Consider the following 22,575-nt stretch of genomic DNA (forward strand, 5'->3'; position numbering starts at 1 on the left):
CTCATGTCGTTCACCGTCGCCATCATCGGCCGTCCCAATGTCGGCAAGTCCACCTTGTTCAACCGCTTGGTCGGCAAGAGGCTGGCCATCGTCCATGACCTGCCCGGTGTCACCCGCGACCGCCGCGAGGGCCGCGCCAGCCTGCTTGGCTTCGACTTCACGGTGATCGACACCGCCGGCTTCGAGGATCATGGCGGCGATTCGGTCGAGGCCCGCATGCGCCGCCAGACCGACCTGGCGGTGTCCGAGGCCGATGTCGCCCTGCTGCTGATCGATTCCCGCGCCGGCGTCACCCCGTTGGACCGCCACTTCGCCGATCACCTCCGCCGCCTGCCGACGCCGGTCATCCTGGTGGCCAACAAGTGCGAGGGCAAGGCCGGCTCGCCGGGGCTGTACGAATCCTACGGCCTCGGCATGGGCGAGCCGGTGCCGGTCTCGGCCGAGCACGGCGAGGGCATGTACGAACTGTTCGAAGCGCTGCGCCCCTTCGCCGAGAAGGCCGGGGCGCTGGTCGACGACGACGAGGCCGACGAATTCGCCGATCCGGCCGATGCCAACGCCGAGGATGATCCCGCCCGCCCGCTGACCATGGTCATCGTCGGCCGTCCCAACGTGGGCAAGTCGACCCTGGGCAACCAGCTGCTGGGCCGGGACCGCCTGCTGACCGGACCGGAAGCGGGCCTGACGCGCGACGCCATCGCGGTGGAATGGCTGCATCGCGGCCGGCCGGTCAAGCTGGTCGACACCGCCGGCCTGCGCAAGAAGGCTCAGATCAGCGACGCCATCGAGAAGATGTCGGTGAGCAACACCATCGAATCCATCCGTCGTGCCGAGGTGGTGGTGCTGGTGATGGATGCCGCCGCCATCCTGGACAAGCAGGATCTGACCATCGCCCGGCTGGTGGTCGAGGAAGGCCGCGCCCTGGTGATCGCCATCAACAAGTGGGACATGGTCGACGATCCCCAGACCGCGATGAAGCGGCTGCGAGACCGGCTGGAGACCTCTTTGCCCCAGGCCAAGGGAGTGGCGACGGTGACCCTGTCGGCGCTGACCGGCAAGGGGGTCGAGCGGCTGATGGACGCGGTGCTGGAGACCTGGGACGTGTGGAACCGCCGAGTTCCCACCGCCCAGCTCAACCGCTGGCTGGAAGAGATGATCGAACGCCACCCGCCGCCGGCCCTGCCCGGCGGACGCCGCTACAAGATCCGCTACATGACCCAGGCCAAGGCGCGGCCGCCGACCTTCGCCCTGTTCGCCACCAAGCCCGACGAATTGCCGGAATCCTACGTCCGCTATCTGATCAACGGATTGCGCGAGGCGTTCCGCATGCCGGGAGTGCCGATCCGCCTGTACGTGCGCGGCGGCAAGAACCCCTACGCCGACAAGGACGCCTGAGGCCGGAACGCCGCCTGAACCGGCCTTGCCTGTCCATCATGCCGCCAGCCGTCCCAAGGTGGCTTCCAGGCGGTCGCGGGGCGTCGTATCCAGGGAAAACTGCAACCGGGTGCCGTCGCCGTCCACCGCCACGATGCGGGCGCGGACCGGCATGCTGTCGATGGTGATTTCGACCGAGGTTCCGGCCGGCTGGGGCAACGCCGCCGAGAGACGGCCGCCATCGGTGGAAACATCCACCAAGGTGGCGCTGGCGCGGGCGGCTCCCGCCTGCACCACCACCGGCAGATGGCACTGGCGGCGCTGACTGTGGCGGCGCTCGCCGGCGGTCTTGATGGCCGCGAGGAAGTCGGCGACCTCGGTCGCCAGCACGTCGAATTTCCCGGACAGTTCGTCGGCGGTTCCCAGCACCTGATGAGCGGCGCTGCCGGTGGTGCTGGCCCCCTGATTGACCAGGGTGATGCTCGACGTCACCTCGCGGGTGCCGCTGGACGCCTGCTGGACGTTGCGGGCGATCTCGCCGGTGGCGGCGGTCTGCTCCTCCACCGCCGAGGCGATGGCCTGGGCGTTCTCGGTGATGGCCTCGATGGTGCGGCCGATGCCGCGGATAGCGTCGACGGCGTCGCGGGTGACCGACTGCACCGAATTGATCTGCGAGCCGATCTCCTCGGTGGCCTTGGTGGTCTGGTTGGCGAGGTTCTTGACCTCGTTGGCGACCACGGCGAAGCCCTTGCCGGCATCGCCGGCCCGCGCCGCCTCGATGGTTGCGTTCAGGGCGAGAAGGTTGGTCTGGCTGGCGATGTCGGTGATCAGGGTGACCACCTCGCCGATGCGGCCGGTGGCGTCGGACAGGGTCGCGACGATGGAATTGACGCGGTTGGCCTCCTCGGCGGCACGGCTCGCGATCTCGCTGGAATTGCTGATCTGGCGGGCGATCTCGGATTCCGACGCCGCCAGTTCCTCGGCGGCGGCGGCGACGGTCTCGACGTTGACCGAAGCCTGCTCGGCGGCGGCGGCCACCACGGTGGACTGGCGCGAGGTGTCCTCGGCGATCGAGGTCATCGAGATGGCGGAATCGCGCAGCTGATGCGCCGAGGCGGTGACGGTCTTCAGCACGCCCAGCACGCTGGTGTTGAAGTCGCGGGTCAGGCGCTCGATGGCTTCCTGGCGGCGGTTGCGGGCCTCCTGTTCGCCACGCTGGATGGCCTCCAGCCGCTGACGCTCCAGGCCGTTGGCCTTGAACACCGCCAGCGCCCGGATCATCTCGCCGATCTCGTCCACCCGCCGGGTTTCGGGAATAATCACGTCCAGACGGCCATCGGCCAGATCGCGCATGGCCGTGATGCTGGACTTCAGCGGCAGGGCGATGCTGCGCCGGGCGATCAGCCAGCTCATGAGGATGGTGATCAGGCTGATGACGACGGTGGCGACGATCACCGAGACCAGGGTGTCGTTGGCGGTCTTGAGGAAATCCGCCTTCTTGATGCCGACATACAGCACGCCGATGACGGTGCCGTCCTTGTCCAGGATGGGGTCGTAGGCGGTCATGTAGGGCTCGCCCAGGATGCCGACCTCGCCCCTGAAGCCGGTCTTGCGGTTGAACACCGCCTCATAGGCCGCCGTGCGGGCCAGTTGGGTCCCGACGGCGCGCGAACCATCCGCCTTCATCACGTTGGTCGAAATCCGGGTGTCGCCCATGAACACGGTGGCGGTGCCGCCCACCAGGGCCTTGACCTTGTCGACCACCTCGTAATTGCCGTTGATGACGTGGTCTCCGGCCAGGATCTTGCCGTCCTTGAGGCTGAATTCGCTTCCCTTGGCCCTAAGGGCGTCCCAGGCCACCCTCATGTTGGTGTCGACCCGCTCCATGGCGGTATCGGCGGCGCCGGAATAAAGCAGGACGCGGGTCAGCAGGGTGACGCACACCCCCAGGACGAGAACCCCGAAAACCGCCAGGGCCATGATCCGCGGCACCATGCCGATTTGACGCAGACGTTCGACCGCACCGCCCATCACCGCGCTCCTTCTCACTGACGATATTAAACCGTAGCAATAGTGTGCAGTGCGGCATATAGGTCTAATGGTATATTGTTACAATTTAGAACAATCACAGTGGGCTTACCCCGCCGCCGGAACCGGCGCCGGCTGCTCCGGAGGCTTCTTGGACGGCATCACGCTGATCAGCGAGGTCACCAGCGCCGCCAGGAACGGCATCGACTGGACGAACAGCACCATCGACCACAGCCTTATGTCGGAATCGTGAAAGTTGTTCTTGGGGATCAGCACGATGATGGCGGCGAACCATTGCGCCAGCATCAGGGTGGCCTCTTCCGACGCCATCAGGAATCCCTGGGTGAAGGCCGCCTTGTTGGCCATCTTGGGAGTACGCATGAACGGCGTCGACTTGGTGAAGATGCCCTGCCACATGGCCCAGGCGATGGAATAGGTCAGCCCCATGCCGGCGATGGCGGCCAGCGAGCGCTGGCGCAGCGTGCATTTCACCCGGGTTCCGTAAAGGAAGTAGTGGTGGAATATCTTGGCGACGAACACGCCCACCGTCGGCAGGGTGAACACCGCCAGCGGCGTTCCGAAATAGCGGGGTGCCAGCACCATGCCGATCGACCACGCCACGCTGGCCACCACGAACAGAAGATAGAGGCCATCGACGATCCAGGGCAGCCAGCCGGAGATGAAGTGATATTTCTGGCCGGTGGTCAGGCCGCTCTTGGAGAACGGCGCCAGCGAGCGCCAGTGCGCCTTCAGGATCTGGATGGCGCCGTAGGCCCAGCGGAAGCGCTGCTTCTTGTAGGCCATGAAGGAATCGGGCACCAGTCCATGGCCCAGACGATCCTGGACATAGACCGATTCATACCCCTCCTTCATGAAGCGCAGCCCCAGCTCGGCGTCCTCGACGATACACCATTCGCCCCAGCGGCCGGCCTTTTCCAGCGTCTCCTTGCGGATCAGGGTCATGGTGCCGTGCTGGATGATGGCGTTGGCCTCGTTGCGGTAGACCATGCCGATGTCGAAGAACCCGGCATATTCCCAGTTGATCATCTCCTTGAACAGGTCGTGTTCCCATTCGCGGTGATCCTGCGGCGCCTGGACGTGGCCGACCTTGGGATTCTCGAAATAGGGCACCAGCCCCCTCAGCCAGTTCCTGTCGACGATATAGTCGGAATCGACCACCCCGATGATCTCGGCATCCTCGGCGGTGACGGACAGGCCAAAATTCAGCGCGCCGGCCTTGGCGCCGGGCCACGGCGCCAGGTGATAGAAGCGGATGCGCGGGTCGTTCAACTGCTCGCAATACTCCTTCACCGCACCCCAGACGGCGGGGTCCTTGGTGTTGTTGTCGAGCACGATCACTTCCAGATTGGGGTAATCCAGCCTCAGCAGCGAGTCGATGGTGAGCTTCACCATGTCGGGCGGCTCGTTGTAGCAGGGCAGATGGATCGACACCTTGGGGAAGCGCTTGCACTGATCGGGCGGCAGGGCGGTGTGACGGCGCTTGAACCGGCTGGCCCAGGTCAGTTCGGTGACCTCGATGCCGGCGATCAGCACCACGAACAGCAGCAGCAGTTGCGCCGGCAGCAGCAGCCCCAGCATCAGCCCGGTTCCGGGCGCCACGTCCTTGATCACCGGCGTCGACATGGTCCAGATCACCAGCGACGAGGCGAACTGGACCAGCACGCCGAAGAATATCTTGCCGGGCAGGCGCAGCGTGCTCCACTTGAACAGGAAGAACGCCACCGGCAGCAGGGCGATGATGGTGGCGGCCCCGGCCTGGACCGGCCATTCCTCGAACTCCAGCACCGGGCCGATCCAGCTGAACTTGGGTTTACGCTCGACGGTGTAGATGCCCCAGTGCTTTTCCGACGCGGTGTTGTCCAGGTTGACCTTCCAGGGCTGGTCGAAGGCCTCGACGATGTTGTAGTCCAGCTTCTCCTCGTGCGCCCAGTTGACGAAGTGGCGCAGGAACAGGGCCTGGTTGATCAGCGACGGCTCGGCCAGGCCGTAATTGCGCCCGGCCGACGGCCAGCCGACCTCGCCGATGAACAGGGGCTTGCCGGGATAGGCCTTCTGGACGTCGCCCACCATGCGCCGGGTGAAGGCCATGGCGTTGTCGATGTGGACGCCGCCCGGTTCCCAGAACGGCAGGGTGTGGATGGTGATGAAGTCCACCTCCTGCACCAGATCGGGATAATCCAGCCAGATCGCCCAGGCCTCGGCGGTGCTGATCTTGACCCGTTCGGGCAGGGCGGCGCGGACGCGGCGCAGATAGCGGATCATCTGCTCCGGTGACAGGCGGTGCAGGGTCAGGTTCTCGTTTCCGATAATCACCCGGTCCACATTGGGATTGTCGCGGGCGATGCGGATGATGTTGGCGAGTTCGACCTCGTTGCGGCCCAGGCGCTCGTCCAGCCAGGCGCCCGGCAGGGCCTTGATGCCGTACTTGGCCGCCAGTTCCGGCACTTGGTCGAGACCTTCCAGGGTGGAATAGGTCCGCACCTGCTGCACCTTGCCGGCCAGCAGCGCCATGTCCTCGTCCATCTCCTGGCGGGTGGGCAGCATGGTCTCGTCGAGATAGGGCAGCTTGCGGACGACGGTGGGATCGTCGTCGGCGCGCCCCGGGCTGAACGAAACGCTGTTGAGGGTCCCTTCCCAGGGAAGGCCCGTCTGGGGGCGGTTCATAGCCGCCCAGAAGCCCAGGTTGCCCAGTACGACCAGGAGCAGAACCACGAAGCCGGAGAGACGCATGAAGGTGCGATGTCCGTATGACAGGGTGAAGGGGGGATTCCGCCCGGCTCGAACCGGTGGAGGCGGGAAACCCTTGAAGATGTGTGGCGAAGCTTAGCCGAAGCCCGGTGGACTGTCCAGACGGGCCCACCGCAAGCCAGGGGTCCGAATCCGGACGGGCGGACCCGCCCCTTGCGTATTGACCGCCGCCGCCCGGCGGCTAAGCTGTCCCGGCTTCCGTCCCGAAAGGCCCCGTCATGAAATTCTTCATCGATACCGCCGAGGTTTCCGAAATCCGCGACTTGGCCGCCACCGGCATGGTGGACGGCGTCACCACCAATCCAAGCCTGATCGCCAGGAGCGGGCGCCGGATTCTCGACGTCATCGCCGAAATCTGCGACATCGTGCCGGGGCCAGTCTCGGCCGAGGTGGCGGCCACCGATTTCGACGCCATGCTGACCGAAGGCCGCAAGCTGGCCGGATTGCGTTCCAACGTGGCGGTCAAGGTGCCGCTGACCCCAGCCGGTCTCAGGACCTGCAAGGCGCTGTCCGACGACGGCGTCAAGGTGAACGTCACCTTGTGCTTTTCCACCAATCAGGCGATCCTGGCCGCCAAGGCCGGCGCCGCCTTCGTCTCGCCGTTTGTCGGCAGGCTGGACGACATCGGCCAGGACGGCATCGACCTGATCGCCGACATCGTCAACGTCTACCGCGAATATCCGCTGTTCCGCACCGAGGTGCTGGCCGCCTCGATCCGCCACCCCATGCACATCACCGAGGCCGCCCGCGTCGGCGCCCATGTGGCGACCATGCCGCCCGCCGTGCTGCGCCAGATGTACCAGCACCCGCTGACCGACAAGGGACTGGCCGCCTTCCTGGCGGACTGGGCCAAGACCGGCCAATCCATAGTGTGATGGCCGCTTCGCCGACAAGCGCCGATTGCCTTCCCCGCCGGGAAGTGGAATCATGCGCGCCCATCCCTTGCCTCTCGGAAAGCTGGACGTCATGAGGACCGCCGCATTCGTCGCCGTGCTGTTGGCTTTCGGGGTACCACTGGCCGCCCTGGCCGAACCCGCCAAGGCCACCCGGGCCAAGCCGCCCGCCAAGACGGCCAGATCCGCCGAGAAGGCCAGGGTCGAGGCCCTGGTCGCCTCGGCCGCCCAGGGCGATGCCGAGGCCCAGTTTCAATTGGGCCTCGGCTATCGCGACGGCCGCGGCGTCAAGGCCGATCCGGCCGCCGCGCTGGGCTGGTTCGGACTGGCGGGCGCCAACGGCAACGCCGCCGCCGCCGTCGAGGCGGCCAAGGCGTTCGAGACCGGCCGCGGCGTCCGCCGCAACCTCGCCCAGGCGGGACGGTGGTGGTATCGGGCAGGCGTGCTGGGCGACGTCGCCGCCCGCCAGCGCTGGACCCGGCTGATGCTCGACGGCGAATTGCCGGCCATCGGCGGCAGGGACGGCCTCGACTGGCTGAGCGAACTGGCCGGACAGGGTAATGTCCGCGCCATGCTGATCCTGGCCGAGGCCTATGAGGGCGGCATGGGCACCCCCCCCAACCCCGAGGAGGCCGAGCGCTGGTACCTGCTGGCGGCCCGCCTGCACGGCAGCGTCGAGGCCGAATATCGGCTTGGCCGCATCAATCTCGGTCGCGAGGCCGCCTGGCGCATTCCCTCGGAGGAAGAGTGGAATCCCAAGGAATCCGAGCGCAAGGGCCGTCCCTACGGTCCGGTATGGTATCCCGCCAAGCCGGCGCAGGCCGAGGACAAGGCGGTGCAGTTGCGCCCCGGCATCGTCGATGCCGGCCGCTTCCTGGAGACCGCTGCCCGTCGCGGCCACGCCGATGCCCAGTTCCTGCTGGGCAAGTCCATGGTCGGCGGCATCGAGCTGCCGCTCGATCTGACCGGAGGCATCGTCTGGCTGGAAGCCGCCGCCGCCCAGGGACATTCCGGAGCCATGGCGCTGCTGGCCGAATTCGCCGCCAAGGGCCTGGGATTGTTCGACAAGGACCCGATCCGCGCCTATGTCCTCTACGACCTCGCCCGCATCCACGGCGAGAACGGAATCGCCGCCGCCCGCGACGCCGCGGGCAAGGCGCTGACGCAACGGCAGATGGCCCGCGCCCGTCAGATCATCCAGGAATTCAAGATATTGCAGGGTCCATGACCCCGCTCGCCGTGAACCGGGAATAGAGCGAGGGGGCGCCGGCTTTCACCGGCGCCCCCTCGTCGTATCCAGAAAGCGGAAACGCCGCACTGTGCGGCGGCGTTTCCTGCCAAGGGGGGTGGGGATGGGCGGGAAGGCCCCCCTCAGCGGCTTTCGGGGCCGGTCGTCCGGGGTTGCCCCCTATCCGGCTCACAAGAAAGATAATACACAAGTATTCATCGAAATGAAACAGGAAGATCACCCGCTCAATTTTACAAAAATCAAGGATAAAGTATGATTTTATTTAACGACTAATTTTCTTAAAATTTTATCGAAATCCCGTTGATATAGGAATTCAGGGGGCTTGGCTGAGGTAAATCATGACAGACATGGCGAGCGCCGCCCCAAGCCTGACCAGAGAGATGGCGGAAACACACACAATCTCTACGGAGTTAATTCCTATGCATGCGACATCACCACATCAGGCACCCACCCAGGACACCACAAGACCATCCGGAAGGAATGGTCAAATCATACTCTTCAGAGTCTTTCTAACGGCTATGCTGGCCTTGACGCTGTCTTGCGGCGGCGCGCTGGCCGAAAGTCCGGGGTTTGCCCGATCCTCTCTGGAGGTGGTGGCCGGCGATGGCCGCCGCCATCCTTTTACGGTGGAGATGGCAATCAGCGATTCCGAGAAGGCGCGGGGACTGATGTTCCGCGAAACCCTGGCCGGCGATGCCGGCATGCTGTTCGATTTCGGCCGGCCGCGTCAGGTCGCCATGTGGATGAAGAATACGCTGATTCCGCTGGACATGCTGTTCATCGAGGCCGGCGGGACGGTGATCCATATCGAGGAGGGGGCCGTTCCCGGTTCGCTGGAACCGCGCGGCCCGACCCGGCCGGTCCTGGGAGTGCTGGAACTGGCCGGCGGCACCGCCCGCCGGCTGGGATTGCGGCCGGGCGACCGGGTCGAGCATCCCATGTTCTCGCGCCCACGATAGGACCGCCCGATTTTCCGTAGTTTCCGGAGGGCCTCCCCGCCATTCAATACCCGAGGCGACGGATTGGCTTGCTCCGTCCGGGAAGGCTACATCTCCCCCCGCAGCGGGATCGGCATCCGACTCCGCGCCGATTCGGCCGATCCGGTGGCCAGCAGCCACGTCAGCTTGGCCAGCGCCGCCTCGACGGTCAGGCGGCCGCCGTCGACGACGCCGGCTTCCAGCAGCCCGTGGCCGGCCTGATAGAGCCCCATTTCCACTCCGCCTTCCAGGCATTGGGTGATGTTGACGATGACCTTGCCGGCGGCGGTGGCCCCGGCGATGGCGGCGATGACGCCTCGGTCGGTGGGGGCGTTGCCGCTGCCGAAGCTGCGCAGGACATAGCCGTCCACCCCATCCAGGTCGAGCATGCGGCCGAGGTCGGCCCCGGTCACGCCGGGGTAAAGGCTGACGACGGCGACGGTCCCCGACAGAATGGCATGGGCGGAAAACGCCCGTTCCGGCGGGGAAAGCACAAGCGAACGGTCGATGTCGATGCGCCCGCCGAGGCGACCCAGACGCGGATAATTGGGACTATCGAATCCCCGCGCCGCCGTGGTGCTGACCTTGGTGGCGCGGTTGGCCCGCAGCAGCACGTCGCCGAAGCAGATGACGACCTCCGGAACCAGGGGCAGGCCGGTGGCACGATGGCCGGCGATGGCCAGGGCATTGCCGAAATTCGCCGCCGCGTCGCCGTCCTTGGCCGAGATGGGACGTTGCGATCCGGTCAGGACAACCGGCTTGGCCAGATTGTCCAGCAGGAACGACAGGGCCGAACCGGTATAGGCCATGGTGTCGGTGCCATGCAGGATGACGAAGCCGTCATGGGAGTCATAGGCCTGGGCGATGGCCCGCGCCATCAGGCACCAGTGCCGGGGGCCGATGTCCGAGGAATCCAGCGGCCCCACCGGATCGCCGTTCCCATCCGTCAGTTCCGCGACATCCCAGGCGATTCCGGCCGGCGGATTGGGCGCGAAGCGGAGCAGATGATCCCGGCCGGCGGGAACCAGCGGACTGGCCGGGTCGCCCGGGTCGCACGGCGCCATGCCGATGGTGCCGCCGGTATAGAGGACGAGGACCCTGGTCTGGGCGGCGGCCAGGGCGATCCCCCTACCCCGCCTGGGCCACCCGTCCCACTTCCAGGACGGTGGCCTCGTCGAACGGCTTGCCGATGACCTGAAGGCCCAGCGGCAGACCGTCGTCGGCAAGGCCGCCGGGGACGGACATGGCGGGTAGGCCGGCCAGGTTGACGGTGATGGTGTAGATGTCCACCAGCCACATGGCCACCGGGTCCTCGGAATGCTCGCCGAATGGAAAGGCAGAGACCGGCGAGGTGGGAACCAGCAGGGCGTCCACCGACTTGAAGGCTTCGAGGAAGTCGTCCCTGATCAGCGAGCGCACCTTCTGCGCCTTGGCGTAATAGGCGTCGTAATAGCCGGCCGACAGCACGAAGGTGCCGATCAGGATACGGCGCCTGACCTCGGCGCCAAAGCCCTCGGCGCGGGTCCTGGCGTACATCTCGTCCAGCGTCTTGCCCGGCACCCTGAGGCCGAAGCGCAGGCCGTCGTAGCGCGCCAGATTGGACGAGGCCTCGGCCATGGCGATGATGTAATAGGCGGCCAGGGCGTATTTGGTGTGGGGCAGGCTGACGTCGACGACGACGGCTCCGGCGTCTTCCAGGCGGCGGATACCGTCCCGCCAGACCCGGTCCACGTCGGCCGGCATGCCCTCCACCCGATATTCCCTGGGAATGCCGATGCGCAGCCCCTTGACGCCCTTGCCCAGCAATGCCTCGAAATCCGGAACCGCCATGGGCACGGAGGTCGAATCCCTGGGATCATGGCCGCAGATGGCGTTCAGCATGATGGCGGCGTCGCGCACGCTGCGGGTGATCGGGCCGGCCTGATCCAGCGACGAGGCATAGGCGACGATGCCGAAGCGCGAGCAGCGGCCATAGGTCGGCTTGATCCCGACCACGCCGCACAGCGAGGCGGGCTGGCGGATCGAACCGCCGGTATCCGAACCGATGGCGGCGGCGCAGGTCTTGGCGGCGACGGCGGCGGCGGACCCGCCGGACGAGCCGCCCGGCACCACCTCGGCGCCATCGGACGGACGGCGCAGCGGATTCTTGGGGGCGCCGTAATAGCTGGTGGCGCTGGTCGAGCCCATGGCGAACTCGTCCATGTTGGCCTTGCCGAGCAGAATGGCGCCGGCATTCCACAGCTTCTGGGTGACGGTGGATTCATAGGGCGGCACGAAACCGTCCAGAATGTGCGACGCCGCCGTGGTCGGAACGCCCCGGGTGCAGAAATTGTCCTTCACCGCCAGGGGGACCCCTTCCAGCGGCCGGGCCGTGCCGGCCTGCCAGCGCAGATCCGCCTCCTTGGCCGCCGCCAGGGCCTGGTCCGGCACCTCGGTGATATAAGCCTTCAGATCGCGGCATTCCGCCATCCGGCCGAGATAGGCCGAGGTCAGTTCGGTGGCCGTGAACTCGCCCTTGGCGAGGCCGGTGCGGATATCGGCAAGGGTCAGGTCGATCAGAGCAGCCATTCTCTCCACATTCGTCGGTCGGTGGCGGGAACGGGGCGTCGGCGCCGCTCCCCAGCCGGTGGAATCGGGACAGCGACTTATAGCACAGCCGCCCGGAATGCCAACGCCTCCCTTGCCCGCTCCGCCCCGCCTCAACCGGCGCGGATTTTCTGGATGAAGCCCACCACCTCGTGCTCCAGCATGGCCGATTCCCGCGACAGGTTGGCGGATTCCGCCAGAACCTCCTCCGAGGTCTCGCCGGCCTGCCGGGCGGCGGCGCTGACGCCGACGATGTTCTCGGCGACGATCTCGGTTCCCTGGGCGGCCTGTTCGACATTGCGGGCGATCTCGGCGGTGGCGGCCTGCTGTTCCTGTACCGCCGAAGCGATGGAAGAGGTGACCTGCGACAGATCGCTGATGGTGCCCAGAATGTCCTTGATGGCCGAGACCGCCTGACCGGTGGCGCCCTGAATGGCCGAAATCTGCTGGCTGATGTCGTCGGTGGCCCGCGCGGTCTGGTTGGCCAGGGTCTTGACCTCGTTGGCGACCACGGCGAAGCCCTTGCCGGCGTCGCCGGCGCGGGCGGCCTCGATGGTGGCGTTAAGGGCGAGAAGGTTGGTCTGGCTGGCGATGTCGGTGATCATGTTGACCACCTCACCGATCTTCTGGGCGGCGTCGGCCAGGCTCTGGACGATGGCGCCGGTCTGTTCGGCCTTGGCGACGGCATGGTTGGTGGTGGTCGACGAGGTGTCGACCTGCCGGGCGATCTCGGCGATGGAGGCCGCCAGTTCCTCGGCGGCCGAGGCCACGGTCTGGACATTGGCGGAGGCCTCCTCGGCCGCCGCCGCCGCCGCTCCGGCCTGGGACGAGGCCTGGGATGCCGCCGCCGACATGGAGGACGAGGTGGAACTCATCTTGGTCGCCGCCCCGGCCACATGCTGAACCACGGCGTTGACATGGGTTTCGAATTCATCGGCCAGCACCATCATGGCGGCGCGGCGTTCCGCCTCCACCCGCTGCTTGGCCGCGACCTGCTCGGCCTCCAGCCGCTTGACGGCAAGGCCGTTATCCTTGAACACCTCGACCGTGTTGGCCATGGCGCCGACCTCGTCGCCGCGGTCGCGCCCAGGGACGACGACGGAGTAATCGCCGCCGGCCATGCGGTCCATGACAGCCCGCAGGGATTCCAGCGGCCCGGTGATGCCGCGGGTGATCAGCGTGGCGATCGCGATGGAAAACGCCGCCAGCAGGCCGATCACCACCAAGGTGGTGGTCCGGGCCGAAGCGTGATCGGCCTTGGCGACCTCGACGAAGGAAACCGCCTTGGAGCGGGAGAACGCCACCATCTCGTCCATGCGCTCCGAGATCAGCTTGACCTGGACGGCCCCCTCGCCCCGGGTGATGTCGGCGGCCTGGGGCCGCTCGCCGGCCCGCATATGGGCGATCACCCGGTCGCGGATCGGCTTCCAGTCGGCGACCGCCTTGCGCAGTTCGGCGAATTTGGCCTTGTCGCCGAGAAACTGCCGGCCGGCCGCGTCCAGATTCCCGAACACCGCGGCCTCGGCCTTGTCCACCGCCGCCGTCGCCGCGTCCAACTGGGTCGCGTCCTGGGCCAGGGCGACATCCTTCATGCTGCGGTGCATGGCGATGATGCCCGCATTGGCTTCCAGCAGATTGGTGGTGACGGTGTAGGGATGGTCATAGAGCTTGGTGGTAAGGCCGGCGACCTCGTCGATCATCGAGATGGCGTACCAGCCGAAACCGCAGGTCATCGCCAGAATCAGCACGAAAGCGGCTTGGAGACGGGCTCCGATCTTCAGGGTGCTCATGCTTGACCTCTCCGGCGCATAACCATGGGTTTAAACTTTAGTATAAGTATAGAGCATGGAAGGCCGGACGGGAAGCCGAACATCTGATTCCATCCCGCCCGGCTTCTGCTAAGCTTTGCCGGAACCTGATGGAGGAGGCCCCGTTGAGCGACTTTCCCGCCTTGATGCTGGACGAGGAGGCCGGCAAGGTCCGCGCCTCGATTCGCCGCCTGACCGAATCCGACCTGCCCGCCGGCGACGTGACCGTCAGGGTCGAGCACTCGACCTTGAATTACAAGGACGGCCTGATCCTCAACGGCCTGGGGCGGCTGGTGCGGACCTATCCCCATGTCCCCGGCATCGATTTCGCCGGCACGGTGGAACGTTCGGATTCCGCCGAATACAAGCCGGGCGACAAGGTCATCCTGACCGGATGGCGGGTCGGCGAAACCCATTGGGGCGGCTTTTCGGGCAAGGCCCGCGTCAAGGCGGACTGGCTGGTGCCGCTGCCGGCCGGATTGACGACGCGCCGCGCCATGGCCATCGGCACCGCCGGCTTCACCGCCATGCTGGCGGTGATGGCGTTGGAAGAACACGGCCTCGCCCCCTCGGGCGACGGCGAGGTGCTGGTGACCGGCGCCGCCGGCGGGCTGGGCAGCGTCGCCGTGGCCCTGCTGTCGCGGCTGGGCTACCGGGTCTGCGCCTCCACCGGCCGGGCCAGCCAGCACGATTACCTGCGCTCACTCGGCGCCGCCACCATCATCGACCGGGCCGAGATCGGCTCGCCGCCGGCCAAGCCGCTGCTGAGCGAACGCTGGGCCGGCGTGGTCGACAGCGTCGGCGGCGCCACCTTGGCCAATTGCGTCGCCTCGCTGCGCATGCGTTCGGCGGTGGCGTCGTGCGGCAATGCCGGCGGCGTCGAGTTCGCCTGCACCGTGCTGCCGTTCCTGCTGCGCGGCGCCTCGATCCTCGGCATCGATTCGGTGATGTGTCCCAAGCCGCGCCGGCTGGATGCATGGGCGCGCCTGACCGAATTGCTGCCGGCCGAAATGCTGGATTCCATGACCACCGAGGCCGGACTGGCCGACCTGCCCGAACTGGGCGCGCGGATTCTCAAGGGCGAGATCAGGGGGCGGCTGGTGGTGGCCCCGAACAGGTAGCCGCCGTCCTCCGCCTTACCGCCCAGATGAAGGCGATGGCGGTCAGGTTCATGACGAAGGCATAGACGATGCTGGGCACCATCATGGCGTGATTGCCCAGCAGCGTCACCGCCACGAAGATGCCCAGGGCGGCGTTCTGAAGGCCGTTTTCCATCACCACGGCGATGCGGTCGGCGAGATCGAGCCGCAGCCCCCCGCCCAACGCCCAGGCCCCGGCCATGGCCAGCAGGTTGAGCGCCAGCGACGCCGGCACCACGTCGCCCACGTGGTCGATCAGCGCCTGACGCTGGCTGAAAAAGGCGCCGACCACGATCACGGCGAACAGCAAGGTGGCGAGCGGCCGGGCAATGCGCCCCATCCTCGCCGCCGCCACCGGCCACAGGCGCTGCGCCAGCAGGCCCAACGCCAGCGGCACCGCGTCGACCAGGAAGATGCCGAGCGTCATCCGACCCACCGGAATCTCGACGGCCTGCTGATAGCCGGCGAAGACGGCCAGGCCCAGATTGACCAGCAACGGCACCGTCAGGGTCGCCGCCAGACTGGTCAGGGCGGTAATGGTGGCGGCCAGGGCGATGCGGCCGCCGGCCATGTGGGTCAGCAGCGCCGAGGTCACTCCGGCCGGACAGGCGGCCAGCAGGATCATCCCCACGGCGAAGTCGGCCGACGGCCGCCAGACCAGCACGATGGCCAGGCCGGCCAGCGGCACCAGCATCAGCTTGGCAGCCAGGCCGACGAGCATGGCCTTGGGGCGGGTCGCGATCAGGCGGAAATCGCCGGGATTCATGGTCAGGCCCATGGCGAACATAATGAACGCCAGCGCCGCCGGCAGGGCCGCTTGCGTGATCACCTTACCATCGCCAGTCCGACCGCCAGCAGTACGGCCAGCACCAGTTGCAGCCGGGCCGTGGATGCCAGGATGGCGTTGAACGCCGCCCCCCTGGGCTCGGAGACGAAGCGGCGGAACAGCATCAGGGCCAGCGGCGCCGCCCCCAGGGTGATGATGCCGCCCGGCGGCCCCCAGGGCGAGGCCAGCAGCGCCATCGGCACCACCAGCAGGGTTCCAAAGATCAGCTTGCTGGTCTCGGCGCCGGCCACGATCGCCAGGGTGCGGCGGCCCGCCAGACGGTCCGGCTCCATGTCGCGGTAATTGTTGGCCAGCAGAACCGCCGCCGCCACCAGGCCGACGGCAAGGCCGGTGACCAGGGCCGGCGACGTCAGCGTCATGGTCTGGAGGTAGTAAGCCCCCCCCACCGCGCCGAGCCCGAAGAAGGCGATGACGAACACCTCGCCCAGCGCCGTATAGGCGATGGGACGCGGACCGCCGGAATAGCCCCAGCCGGCCGCCAACGAGGCCCCCCCAAGGACGGCGATGGGCCAGCCGCCCAGCCAGACCAGATAGAGCCCCACCACCGCCGCCAGGACGAAGCACGCCAGGGCGGCGCGGCGCACCCGCCCGGGCGAGGCCCAGCCCAGTGCCGTCACCCGTGGGGGTCCCTGCCGCATGGGCTGGTCTCCGCCCCGCAGGGCGTCGCCGACATCGTTGAACAGATTGGTGCCGGCCTGGACAGCCAGGGCTCCGGCCAGCGCGGCGAGAAACGGCCGGGGGTCGACTCCGCCCGTGTCATGCCAGGCCAGCGCGGTTCCCGCCACCACCGGCGCCACCGAGATGGTGAGCGTGCGCGGCCGCGCCGCCAGCCACCATAACCGCCAGCCGTCGGGCGGCTGGTCGGCGCGGCTGGCGTCGGGCTGAACCAGTTCGGCCGGCGCGGATTCGGTCAGGCCGGTCTCCAGGGTCATGGCTTGCCCCCCACATGCAGACAGGCGATGCCGGCCGAGAAATCGCGCCATTCCACCGGGGCGAAACCGGCATGACGCATCAGCCGGGCCAGTTCCCGCTGATCGGGAAAGCGGCGAATGGATTCGACCAGATAGGAATAAGCCGCGGGCTGGCGCGCCACCCAGGCCCCCAGGCGGGGAATCACATGGAACGACCAAGCGTCGTAGACCGGACGGATCGGCCCCCAGGGGCGCGAGAATTCCAGGCACAGCAGCCGGCCGCCCGGCTTCAGCACCCGGAAGATCTCGGCCAGGCCGGCTTCCGGGCTGGTGGCGTTCCGAAGGCCGAAGGCGATGGTGACGGTATCGACCGAATCATCGGCGAACGGCATGGCCTCGGCCTTGCCCTCGACGAATTCGACGCCGGCCGCGGCCGAACGGTCACGCCCCACCGCCATCATCCCGGCGGACGGATCGCACACCACCACCCGGCGTCCGTCTCCGGCCATCAGCCGGGCGACATCGCCGGTGCCGCCGGCCAAATCGACGATCAGCTGCCCCGGCCGGGGCGCCGCCGCCCGGGCCACGCTCCGCTTCCACAGGCGGTGGATACCAAGGCTCATGACGTCGTTCATCAGGTCGTAGCGCGGCGCCACCGCGTCGAACACGGCGCGAATGCGCCGTTCGCGTTCCTCGGTCGAGACCCGCTCGAAACCGAAGGTCTCGGACAGGGGCGAGGTCACGGCAGATCGCCCCGCCGGAACACCGCATAGCCAATCCCGGCGCAGACGGTGCCGAGCGCGATGGGATACAGGACGGCGAACGCCAGATAGCCGGTCCGACCCAGGGCGTCGAGAATGACATAGGCCGCCGGCCCCAGCAGCAGCATCTCGGGATCGAACAGCAAGATGGCGGCGGTGCGGAAGCTTTGCAGCGGATTGGCGACGGCGACGCCGATCACCGCCTCCACCGGCAATTGCTGGCGGATCATGACGCCGAGCAAGATGAGGTCGAGGAACAGCAGCAGCACCAGCCACACCAGGAAGGCCCCGGTCTGGGCCACGTCGGGCGAGCGCGCCAGGGTCGACACCAGCATGCCGATGCCGAGAAACGCCCAGGACAACGCCACCAGCAAGGTGGTGTAAAGCAGGAACAAGGTCCAGTCGACCTCGACGCCGCGCAGCAGGGTATAGGCCACGGCCAGCGCCATGGCGCCGAACACCGGCAGGAACACCACCACGAAGCGCCCGACCATCTTGCCCCAGAACCAGGCATGCAGCGGCACCGGCAGCGACAGCATGTATTCGAACACGCCGGCGTCGCGATCGCCCGCCACCGAACGCACCGTGGTGATCAATATGAATACCGGCAGGATGGCGACGCAGATCTGGATATAGGTGACCAGCAGCCGCGACAGGCCGGTGAAGCCGAGAATGCGCGATTCCGTCAGGCCGAACACGAACAGCAGCATGACGATGCCGCCGAACACCAGCGAATAGAACATGAACCAGCGGGCACGCAGCGACTCGGCGATATCGAGCCGGGCGGTCAGCATCAGGGCATTCATCATCCGCGAGTCTCCATGGCGACGTCGGTGCTGCCGGTGGGCTCGCAGCGGCTGGTCGAACCGCGCACCACCACCATCCCCTTCATGCGGACGAAATCGACCGCGCCGTCCCGCTGACCGGCGATGGCGCCGAAACCGTGCGCCATGGGAGATCGCTGGTTGGCGAGATAGTACGCCTTCAGGCCGTCCAGCCACTGGCCCTTGGCGATCTCCAGCCCCCCCACCCAGAACTCGGTGGCGGGATCGTCGGCCCAGTCCTGCTTGACCAGGAACAGCACCGCGTCGCCCAGATCGTCGAACTTGTAGACCTTGCGGTCCTTGCCGCCGCGCAACTGTGCCGCGAAGCGGTGATCGTCGATCACCATGCCGCAGTAATCGCAGGTGTCGCGCCCCCACTTGATCTCCACCGGGCCGGTGGTCTGCTGCGAACACCCCGACACCGCCAGCGCCATGCCGGAAATCAGGCCAAGGAAGTGGCGGCGGGGCATGCGATGATGATCACACATGGCGGACCCTCCTATTTCATCTCGATGCCGGCGATCAGGCCGGCATAGCGGGCCAGGACGCCCAGGAACCGCAAGCGGTCGGGGCCGTTGACCGCCCCCGTCCAGCTGACGCCGCCGTCGCCGGAAACGAAATTCCACTCGCCCATGGCCCGGGCGAAAGCGGCCTCGGCCCGGGTCAGGCGGATAACGCAATCCAGCCGCGCCGTCATCTCGACGTCGTCGGCCACCCGGTCGTCCAGGGCGACCTTGCCCTGATCCATCTCGACCACGCGATTGACCAGCGCCGCCACCTCGTCGAGACGGTGGCTGGTGATCAGCATGATGGCGTTGTCCTTGCGGTCATGCAGCTGGTGGAAAAAGATGTGGCGCGCCTCGGGGTCCAGGTTGGCGGCCGGCTCGTCCATGATCAGGATGTCGGCATCGCGGCCCAGCGCGATGCCGATCAGCATCTTCTGCTTCATGCCGCCCGACAGCTTGACGAAGGGCAGGCGGCGGACCTGATCCCAGTCCAGCCCCAGCTGGCGCACCATGGCGACGATGCGATCAGGGTCCGAATCGCAGACCGAGGCGGCGAAGTTGACCAGTTCGCCCACCGGCATCTTCAGCGGCGGCGGAATCTGCGGCACGAAACCGACCCGGGCCAGCACCGCCTTGCGGTTGGCCTTGGGGTCGAGACCGCCCACCGTCACCTCGCCGTCGTGCAGATACTCGCCCAGCAGACAGCGGATCAGGGTGGTCTTGCCGGCGCCGTTGGAGCCGACCAGGGCCACCCTCTCGCCGGTATCGATGGTCAGATTGACGGAGTCGAGGACCGTGTGACGCTTGAAGGTCTTGGAGACGTTCTTGAATGTGATCATGCGGCAATGGTCTCTACAGCAGCTTGTTCAGGCCCTTGACCTCGAACCGGAGCGACCCGGTCGGGCAGGCGTCGATGCATAATCCGCACCGGGTGCAATCGGCGCCGATGGCCACATCCACGTCCGGGGCATAGGTTTTCTTGGTGACCTCCAGCACATGCGGCACCAAGCATACCTTGCGGCAATCGCCTTCGTGCAGGCAATTTTCCAGGTTGTACTTGACCCGCATCGGTGAGACCGCGCCGACCAGCCCATAGGTCAGGCCGATCGGACAAATATAGCGGCACCACATGCGGCGGATGAACACCACCTCGTAGACCAGCAGGCCCAACACCCACACCATCGCGAGGCCCGGCCCGTAGATCAGGGCCCGCGACACGATGCCGGTCGGCGAGATGGATTCGTAGACGGTATAGCCGCTGACCACCGCCAGCAGGCCGAAGATGACGTACAGCACGCTGCGGGTGCCGCGATGCAGAGGATAATCGACCACCATGCGGCGCGCCGCCAGCATCAGATGGATCTTCTCGGCGATCTCGGCCAGCAGGTGATAGGGACAGGCCCATGAACAGAAGGTCCGGCCGCCGAACAGCCACCACAGGAAGAACACGGTCCCGGTCCCGATCACCAGATTGATCAGGATGACCTTGTAGGCCAGCATCACCTGGATGGCCGAATAGAGGTCGGCCATGTGAAAGCCGATCACCCTGGACGCGGTCAGCGAGCCTTCCACCAGTTGCACGTCGAACTGGAACGACAGCACGAACACCATGTTGAGGAAGATCAGGGTGGCCCAGCGGATGTTGCGCCACTTGTTGGAATGCGTCCCGGCATGGGCGGCCCTGATCTGGCGGGCGCGTTCCGGTCCCTTGACCTGACGCTTGGCCTCGTGCATGGCCTCGGCCGCCGGGGTATAGGAGGCCGGCCGCTCGGGGGCGGCGCCCAGCATGGTCTTGAGGGAGGCAAGCAGGCCCATCACACGTCTCCCCACTTGCGGCGGATGTCGATGACGATGGCGGCCGGCTCGGTCGGACAGATCATCTCGCACATGCCGCAGCCGACGCAGGCCTGATGCACCACCGGGGTCCGGCGCTTGTCGGCGGGATCGCCGGACATCGGTTCCAGCGAGATGGCATCGGCGATCGGGCATTCGCGGACGCACAGGTCGCACAACTCCAGGTCGTAGTTATAATCGGCCAGCTTGACCGGTTTCCAGCGGTCGATCTCCATGTAGCGGTGGACGCCGGTGAACGGAGCCGGCCGCGCCGGCCCCTTGAAGCCCTCGCCCTTGCGGGCCAGACAGGCGTTGGGACGGTCCAGCCGGGCGAGGCCCATGTGGACCTCCTCCTTCTTGCTGATGGAATGCGACAGCGCCCCGGTGGGACAGGCCAGCACGCATTGCACCGCGTCGCAGGAGAAGTCGCAGGCCTGCTCGCGGGCGGGAATGTAGGGGACGCCGACGCCAAAGCCCTCGTCCAGGTCGCCCAGATAGATGGCCCGGACCGGACAGACCTGGACGCACTGGCCGCATTTGATGCAGGCGGCGAGGAAATCGTTCTCGTCGATGGCGCCCGGCGGCCGGAGCCTGGGCGTCCACTTGCGCGTCACCGGGAAGAACCCGAACAGCGACGCGCCGACGATCGCCGTTCCCATGGTGATGGAACGCATCGCCTGCCGCCGGGTCTTGGGATTGGCGAGCGGCGGGCGCTTGGCCGGCGGGGCTTCATCCGTCATGATTTCGGCTCCAGTGTGGACCCCGCCTTGAACGACTTGTCGTTGCCGAGGCGGGGACGCTTGTCCTCCAGCAGCAGGGTCGGCTCGCTGAACGGCGCCAGACGGTCGAGGAAATCAAGCACCTCCAGCAGCGGCGCCCCCTTGAAGAAGCGCGTGTTCGGAACATCCATCCACACCTGTCCGGCATAGCCGTAAACCCGGTGCGGGGTATCGCCGATACCGTCGCCGGCCCGGTCGAATCCCTGGTAGTCATCCCAGCGATTGCCGTCCCAGGTGTTGCGCATGGCGCTGCCGCCGCCATAGACCGCCACCTCGGTGATGTTGCCGGTGAACAGGTTGCCGGTGAAAATGCTGTCCTTCCAGTCGTTGACGAACGACACGCCGACATTGTTGTAGGCGATGCGGTTGCCGCGGATATGGTTCTTTGTGCCGGGCTCGTAGGGCGAGACGTCCATGGCGATGCCCGACGCGCAATACATCAGATCGTTGTTCTCGACCACAACGTCGCTGCTTTCCTTCAATGACAGGCAGACGCCGACGGTGCCGGTCGAGCGGACGATGTAATTGTTCCGGATGACGTCGCCGTGGTCGTACATCAGCGAGATGCCGGTCATGTTGTCGTAGAACAGGTTGCCCTCGGCGAGGTTCTCGCTCGACTTCATGACGTGCAGGCCATAGCGGCCGCCACGCTCGACGTTGCGGAGGAACTTGTTGCCGCTGGCGTACCAGAACACCACGTCGCGGCCGTTGTTGAACTCGTTGTCGCTGATCTCGTTGTCGTTGGAATACCAGACCTTGATGCCGTCGCCGCGACGCGGCATCTCCAGGTCCTGGCCGAAATAGCGGTTGCGGCGGATGATGTTGCGGTCCGACTTCTCCAGCGAGAACCCGAACAGGGTGTTCTCGATCAGATTGTCCTCGATGACGTTGGCGTGGCCGCGCACCTGGATGCCGGCATCCTGTTCGGGATGCTCGTCGCCGCTGTTGACGATGCGAAGATTGCGAACGGTGGCACCGTCGGTCATCACCCACAGCACCGAGCCCGTGCCGTCGCCGTCCAGGGTCACCTTGCCCTGGCCATCGAGGATGATGGGCTTGGTGACCCGCAGCGGCCCGCGATAGCGGCCGGGCGGCGGCACGATCACCTGGCCGGGCTGGCCCATGTCGATCAGCGCCTGGAGCAGCGCCGGGCTAAGCAGCGGCTCCTCGGCGACAGAGGCCGGAGCGGCGGCCCGCACCGCGACCGCCAGCCCCCCCGCCACGGCCAGGACGGCCATGGCGGCCAGTATCGATTTAGACAAACTCTTGATCAGAATTCGCATGGAACCGC

General features: G+C 66.8%; 19 protein-coding genes. 5 read left to right on the forward strand and 14 right to left on the reverse strand.

What is annotated here, in order from left to right; translation table 11 throughout:
* The first annotated feature begins 3 nt into the window (after positions 1-3).
* The gene (gene der, locus MTBSS4_RS04850; RefSeq protein WP_173982271.1) at positions 4-1,395 is read left to right on the forward strand and encodes a ribosome biogenesis GTPase Der; all 1,392 of its coding nucleotides are present in this window, start codon (positions 4-6) and stop codon (positions 1,393-1,395) included.
* A gap of 36 nt (positions 1,396-1,431) precedes the next feature.
* Here the strand turns inward: der and MTBSS4_RS04855 are convergent, their stop codons facing one another.
* Both MTBSS4_RS04855 and MTBSS4_RS04860 read right to left on the reverse strand, forming a co-directional pair.
* On the reverse strand, positions 1,432-3,405 hold the full coding sequence (locus MTBSS4_RS04855) for a methyl-accepting chemotaxis protein (RefSeq protein WP_173982272.1): 1,974 nt from the start codon (positions 3,403-3,405) through the stop codon (positions 1,432-1,434).
* Positions 3,406-3,510: 105 nt separating this feature from the next.
* Positions 3,511-6,153: a glycosyltransferase gene (locus MTBSS4_RS04860; protein ID WP_173982273.1), complete on the reverse strand. Its 2,643-nt coding sequence runs from the start codon at positions 6,151-6,153 to the stop codon at positions 3,511-3,513.
* 236 nt (positions 6,154-6,389) lie between these two features.
* Between MTBSS4_RS04860 and fsa the strand changes: the two genes are divergently transcribed.
* The 3 genes from fsa (at position 6,390) to MTBSS4_RS04875 (ending at position 9,272) form a co-directional block, all read left to right on the forward strand.
* Complete coding sequence (gene fsa, locus MTBSS4_RS04865) at positions 6,390-7,046, forward strand: fructose-6-phosphate aldolase (protein ID WP_173982274.1); 657 nt, start codon at positions 6,390-6,392, stop codon at positions 7,044-7,046.
* Between the two features lie 91 nt (positions 7,047-7,137).
* Complete coding sequence (locus tag MTBSS4_RS04870; RefSeq protein WP_173982275.1) at positions 7,138-8,292, forward strand: tetratricopeptide repeat protein; 1,155 nt, start codon at positions 7,138-7,140, stop codon at positions 8,290-8,292.
* A gap of 539 nt (positions 8,293-8,831) precedes the next feature.
* Positions 8,832-9,272 (forward strand): DUF192 domain-containing protein, encoded by a 441-nt coding sequence (locus MTBSS4_RS04875; protein ID WP_173982276.1) that lies wholly within the window; start codon positions 8,832-8,834, stop codon positions 9,270-9,272.
* Between the two features lie 86 nt (positions 9,273-9,358).
* Here MTBSS4_RS04875 and MTBSS4_RS04880 read toward each other — a convergent pair whose 3' ends face one another.
* The 3 genes from MTBSS4_RS04880 to MTBSS4_RS04890 form a co-directional block, all read right to left on the reverse strand.
* Positions 9,359-10,516 (reverse strand): asparaginase, encoded by a 1,158-nt coding sequence (locus MTBSS4_RS04880; RefSeq protein WP_256367401.1) that lies wholly within the window; start codon positions 10,514-10,516, stop codon positions 9,359-9,361.
* Positions 10,419-11,858 carry an Asp-tRNA(Asn)/Glu-tRNA(Gln) amidotransferase subunit GatA gene (gatA, locus tag MTBSS4_RS04885; protein WP_173982278.1) on the reverse strand — a complete coding sequence of 480 codons (1,440 nt, stop codon included), beginning with the start codon at positions 11,856-11,858 and terminating at the stop codon, positions 10,419-10,421. Before gatA ends, MTBSS4_RS04880 begins: the two co-directional genes overlap by 98 nt.
* A gap of 131 nt (positions 11,859-11,989) precedes the next feature.
* Entirely contained in the window at positions 11,990-13,666 is a 1,677-nt protein-coding gene (locus tag MTBSS4_RS04890) for a methyl-accepting chemotaxis protein (protein WP_173982279.1), read from the reverse strand.
* Between the two features lie 143 nt (positions 13,667-13,809).
* On the opposite strand from MTBSS4_RS04890, the gene MTBSS4_RS04895 reads away from it, so the two are divergent.
* Positions 13,810-14,805, forward strand: coding sequence for an MDR family oxidoreductase (locus MTBSS4_RS04895; RefSeq protein WP_305792022.1), 996 nt, complete (start codon positions 13,810-13,812; stop codon positions 14,803-14,805).
* On the opposite strand, the gene MTBSS4_RS04900 is transcribed toward MTBSS4_RS04895, so the two are convergent.
* Genes MTBSS4_RS04900 through nosD form a run of 9 tightly spaced genes read right to left on the reverse strand, consistent with a single transcriptional unit; the run spans position 14,771 to position 22,522 of the window.
* Positions 14,771-15,652 (reverse strand): bile acid:sodium symporter family protein, encoded by an 882-nt coding sequence (locus MTBSS4_RS04900; RefSeq protein WP_173982281.1) that lies wholly within the window; start codon positions 15,650-15,652, stop codon positions 14,771-14,773. The genes MTBSS4_RS04895 and MTBSS4_RS04900 overlap by 35 nt on opposite strands.
* A complete protein-coding gene (gene menA / locus MTBSS4_RS04905) occupies positions 15,649-16,602 on the reverse strand; it encodes a 1,4-dihydroxy-2-naphthoate octaprenyltransferase (RefSeq protein WP_173982282.1) in 954 nt (317 codons plus the stop codon). Before menA ends, MTBSS4_RS04900 begins: the two co-directional genes overlap by 4 nt.
* Positions 16,599-17,324, reverse strand: a complete 726-nt coding sequence (locus tag MTBSS4_RS04910) for a class I SAM-dependent methyltransferase (RefSeq protein ID WP_173982283.1) — start codon at positions 17,322-17,324, stop codon at positions 16,599-16,601. Before MTBSS4_RS04910 ends, menA begins: the two co-directional genes overlap by 4 nt.
* Positions 17,321-18,151 (reverse strand): ABC transporter permease, encoded by an 831-nt coding sequence (locus MTBSS4_RS04915; protein ID WP_254432381.1) that lies wholly within the window; start codon positions 18,149-18,151, stop codon positions 17,321-17,323. Before MTBSS4_RS04915 ends, MTBSS4_RS04910 begins: the two co-directional genes overlap by 4 nt.
* On the reverse strand, positions 18,148-18,654 hold the full coding sequence (locus tag MTBSS4_RS04920; RefSeq protein WP_254432382.1) for a nitrous oxide reductase accessory protein NosL: 507 nt from the start codon (positions 18,652-18,654) through the stop codon (positions 18,148-18,150). The genes MTBSS4_RS04915 and MTBSS4_RS04920 overlap by 4 nt, the downstream gene beginning before the upstream one ends.
* Positions 18,655-18,665: 11 nt before the next feature.
* Positions 18,666-19,511 (reverse strand): ABC transporter ATP-binding protein, encoded by an 846-nt coding sequence (locus MTBSS4_RS04925; RefSeq protein ID WP_173982284.1) that lies wholly within the window; start codon positions 19,509-19,511, stop codon positions 18,666-18,668.
* 13 nt (positions 19,512-19,524) lie between these two features.
* On the reverse strand, positions 19,525-20,487 hold the full coding sequence (locus tag MTBSS4_RS04930; protein WP_173982285.1) for a NapH/MauN family ferredoxin-type protein: 963 nt from the start codon (positions 20,485-20,487) through the stop codon (positions 19,525-19,527).
* Positions 20,487-21,245: a 4Fe-4S dicluster domain-containing protein gene (locus MTBSS4_RS04935; RefSeq protein WP_173982286.1), complete on the reverse strand. Its 759-nt coding sequence runs from the start codon at positions 21,243-21,245 to the stop codon at positions 20,487-20,489. The genes MTBSS4_RS04930 and MTBSS4_RS04935 overlap by 1 nt, the downstream gene beginning before the upstream one ends.
* A complete protein-coding gene (gene nosD, locus MTBSS4_RS04940) occupies positions 21,242-22,522 on the reverse strand; it encodes a nitrous oxide reductase family maturation protein NosD (RefSeq protein ID WP_254432383.1) in 1,281 nt (426 codons plus the stop codon). Before nosD ends, MTBSS4_RS04935 begins: the two co-directional genes overlap by 4 nt.
* Between the last annotated feature and the right edge of the window lie 53 nt (positions 22,523-22,575).

The sequence above is a fragment of the Magnetospirillum sp. SS-4 genome (genome assembly GCF_902729425.1).
Classification (GTDB): Bacteria; Pseudomonadota; Alphaproteobacteria; order Rhodospirillales; family Magnetospirillaceae; genus Phaeospirillum.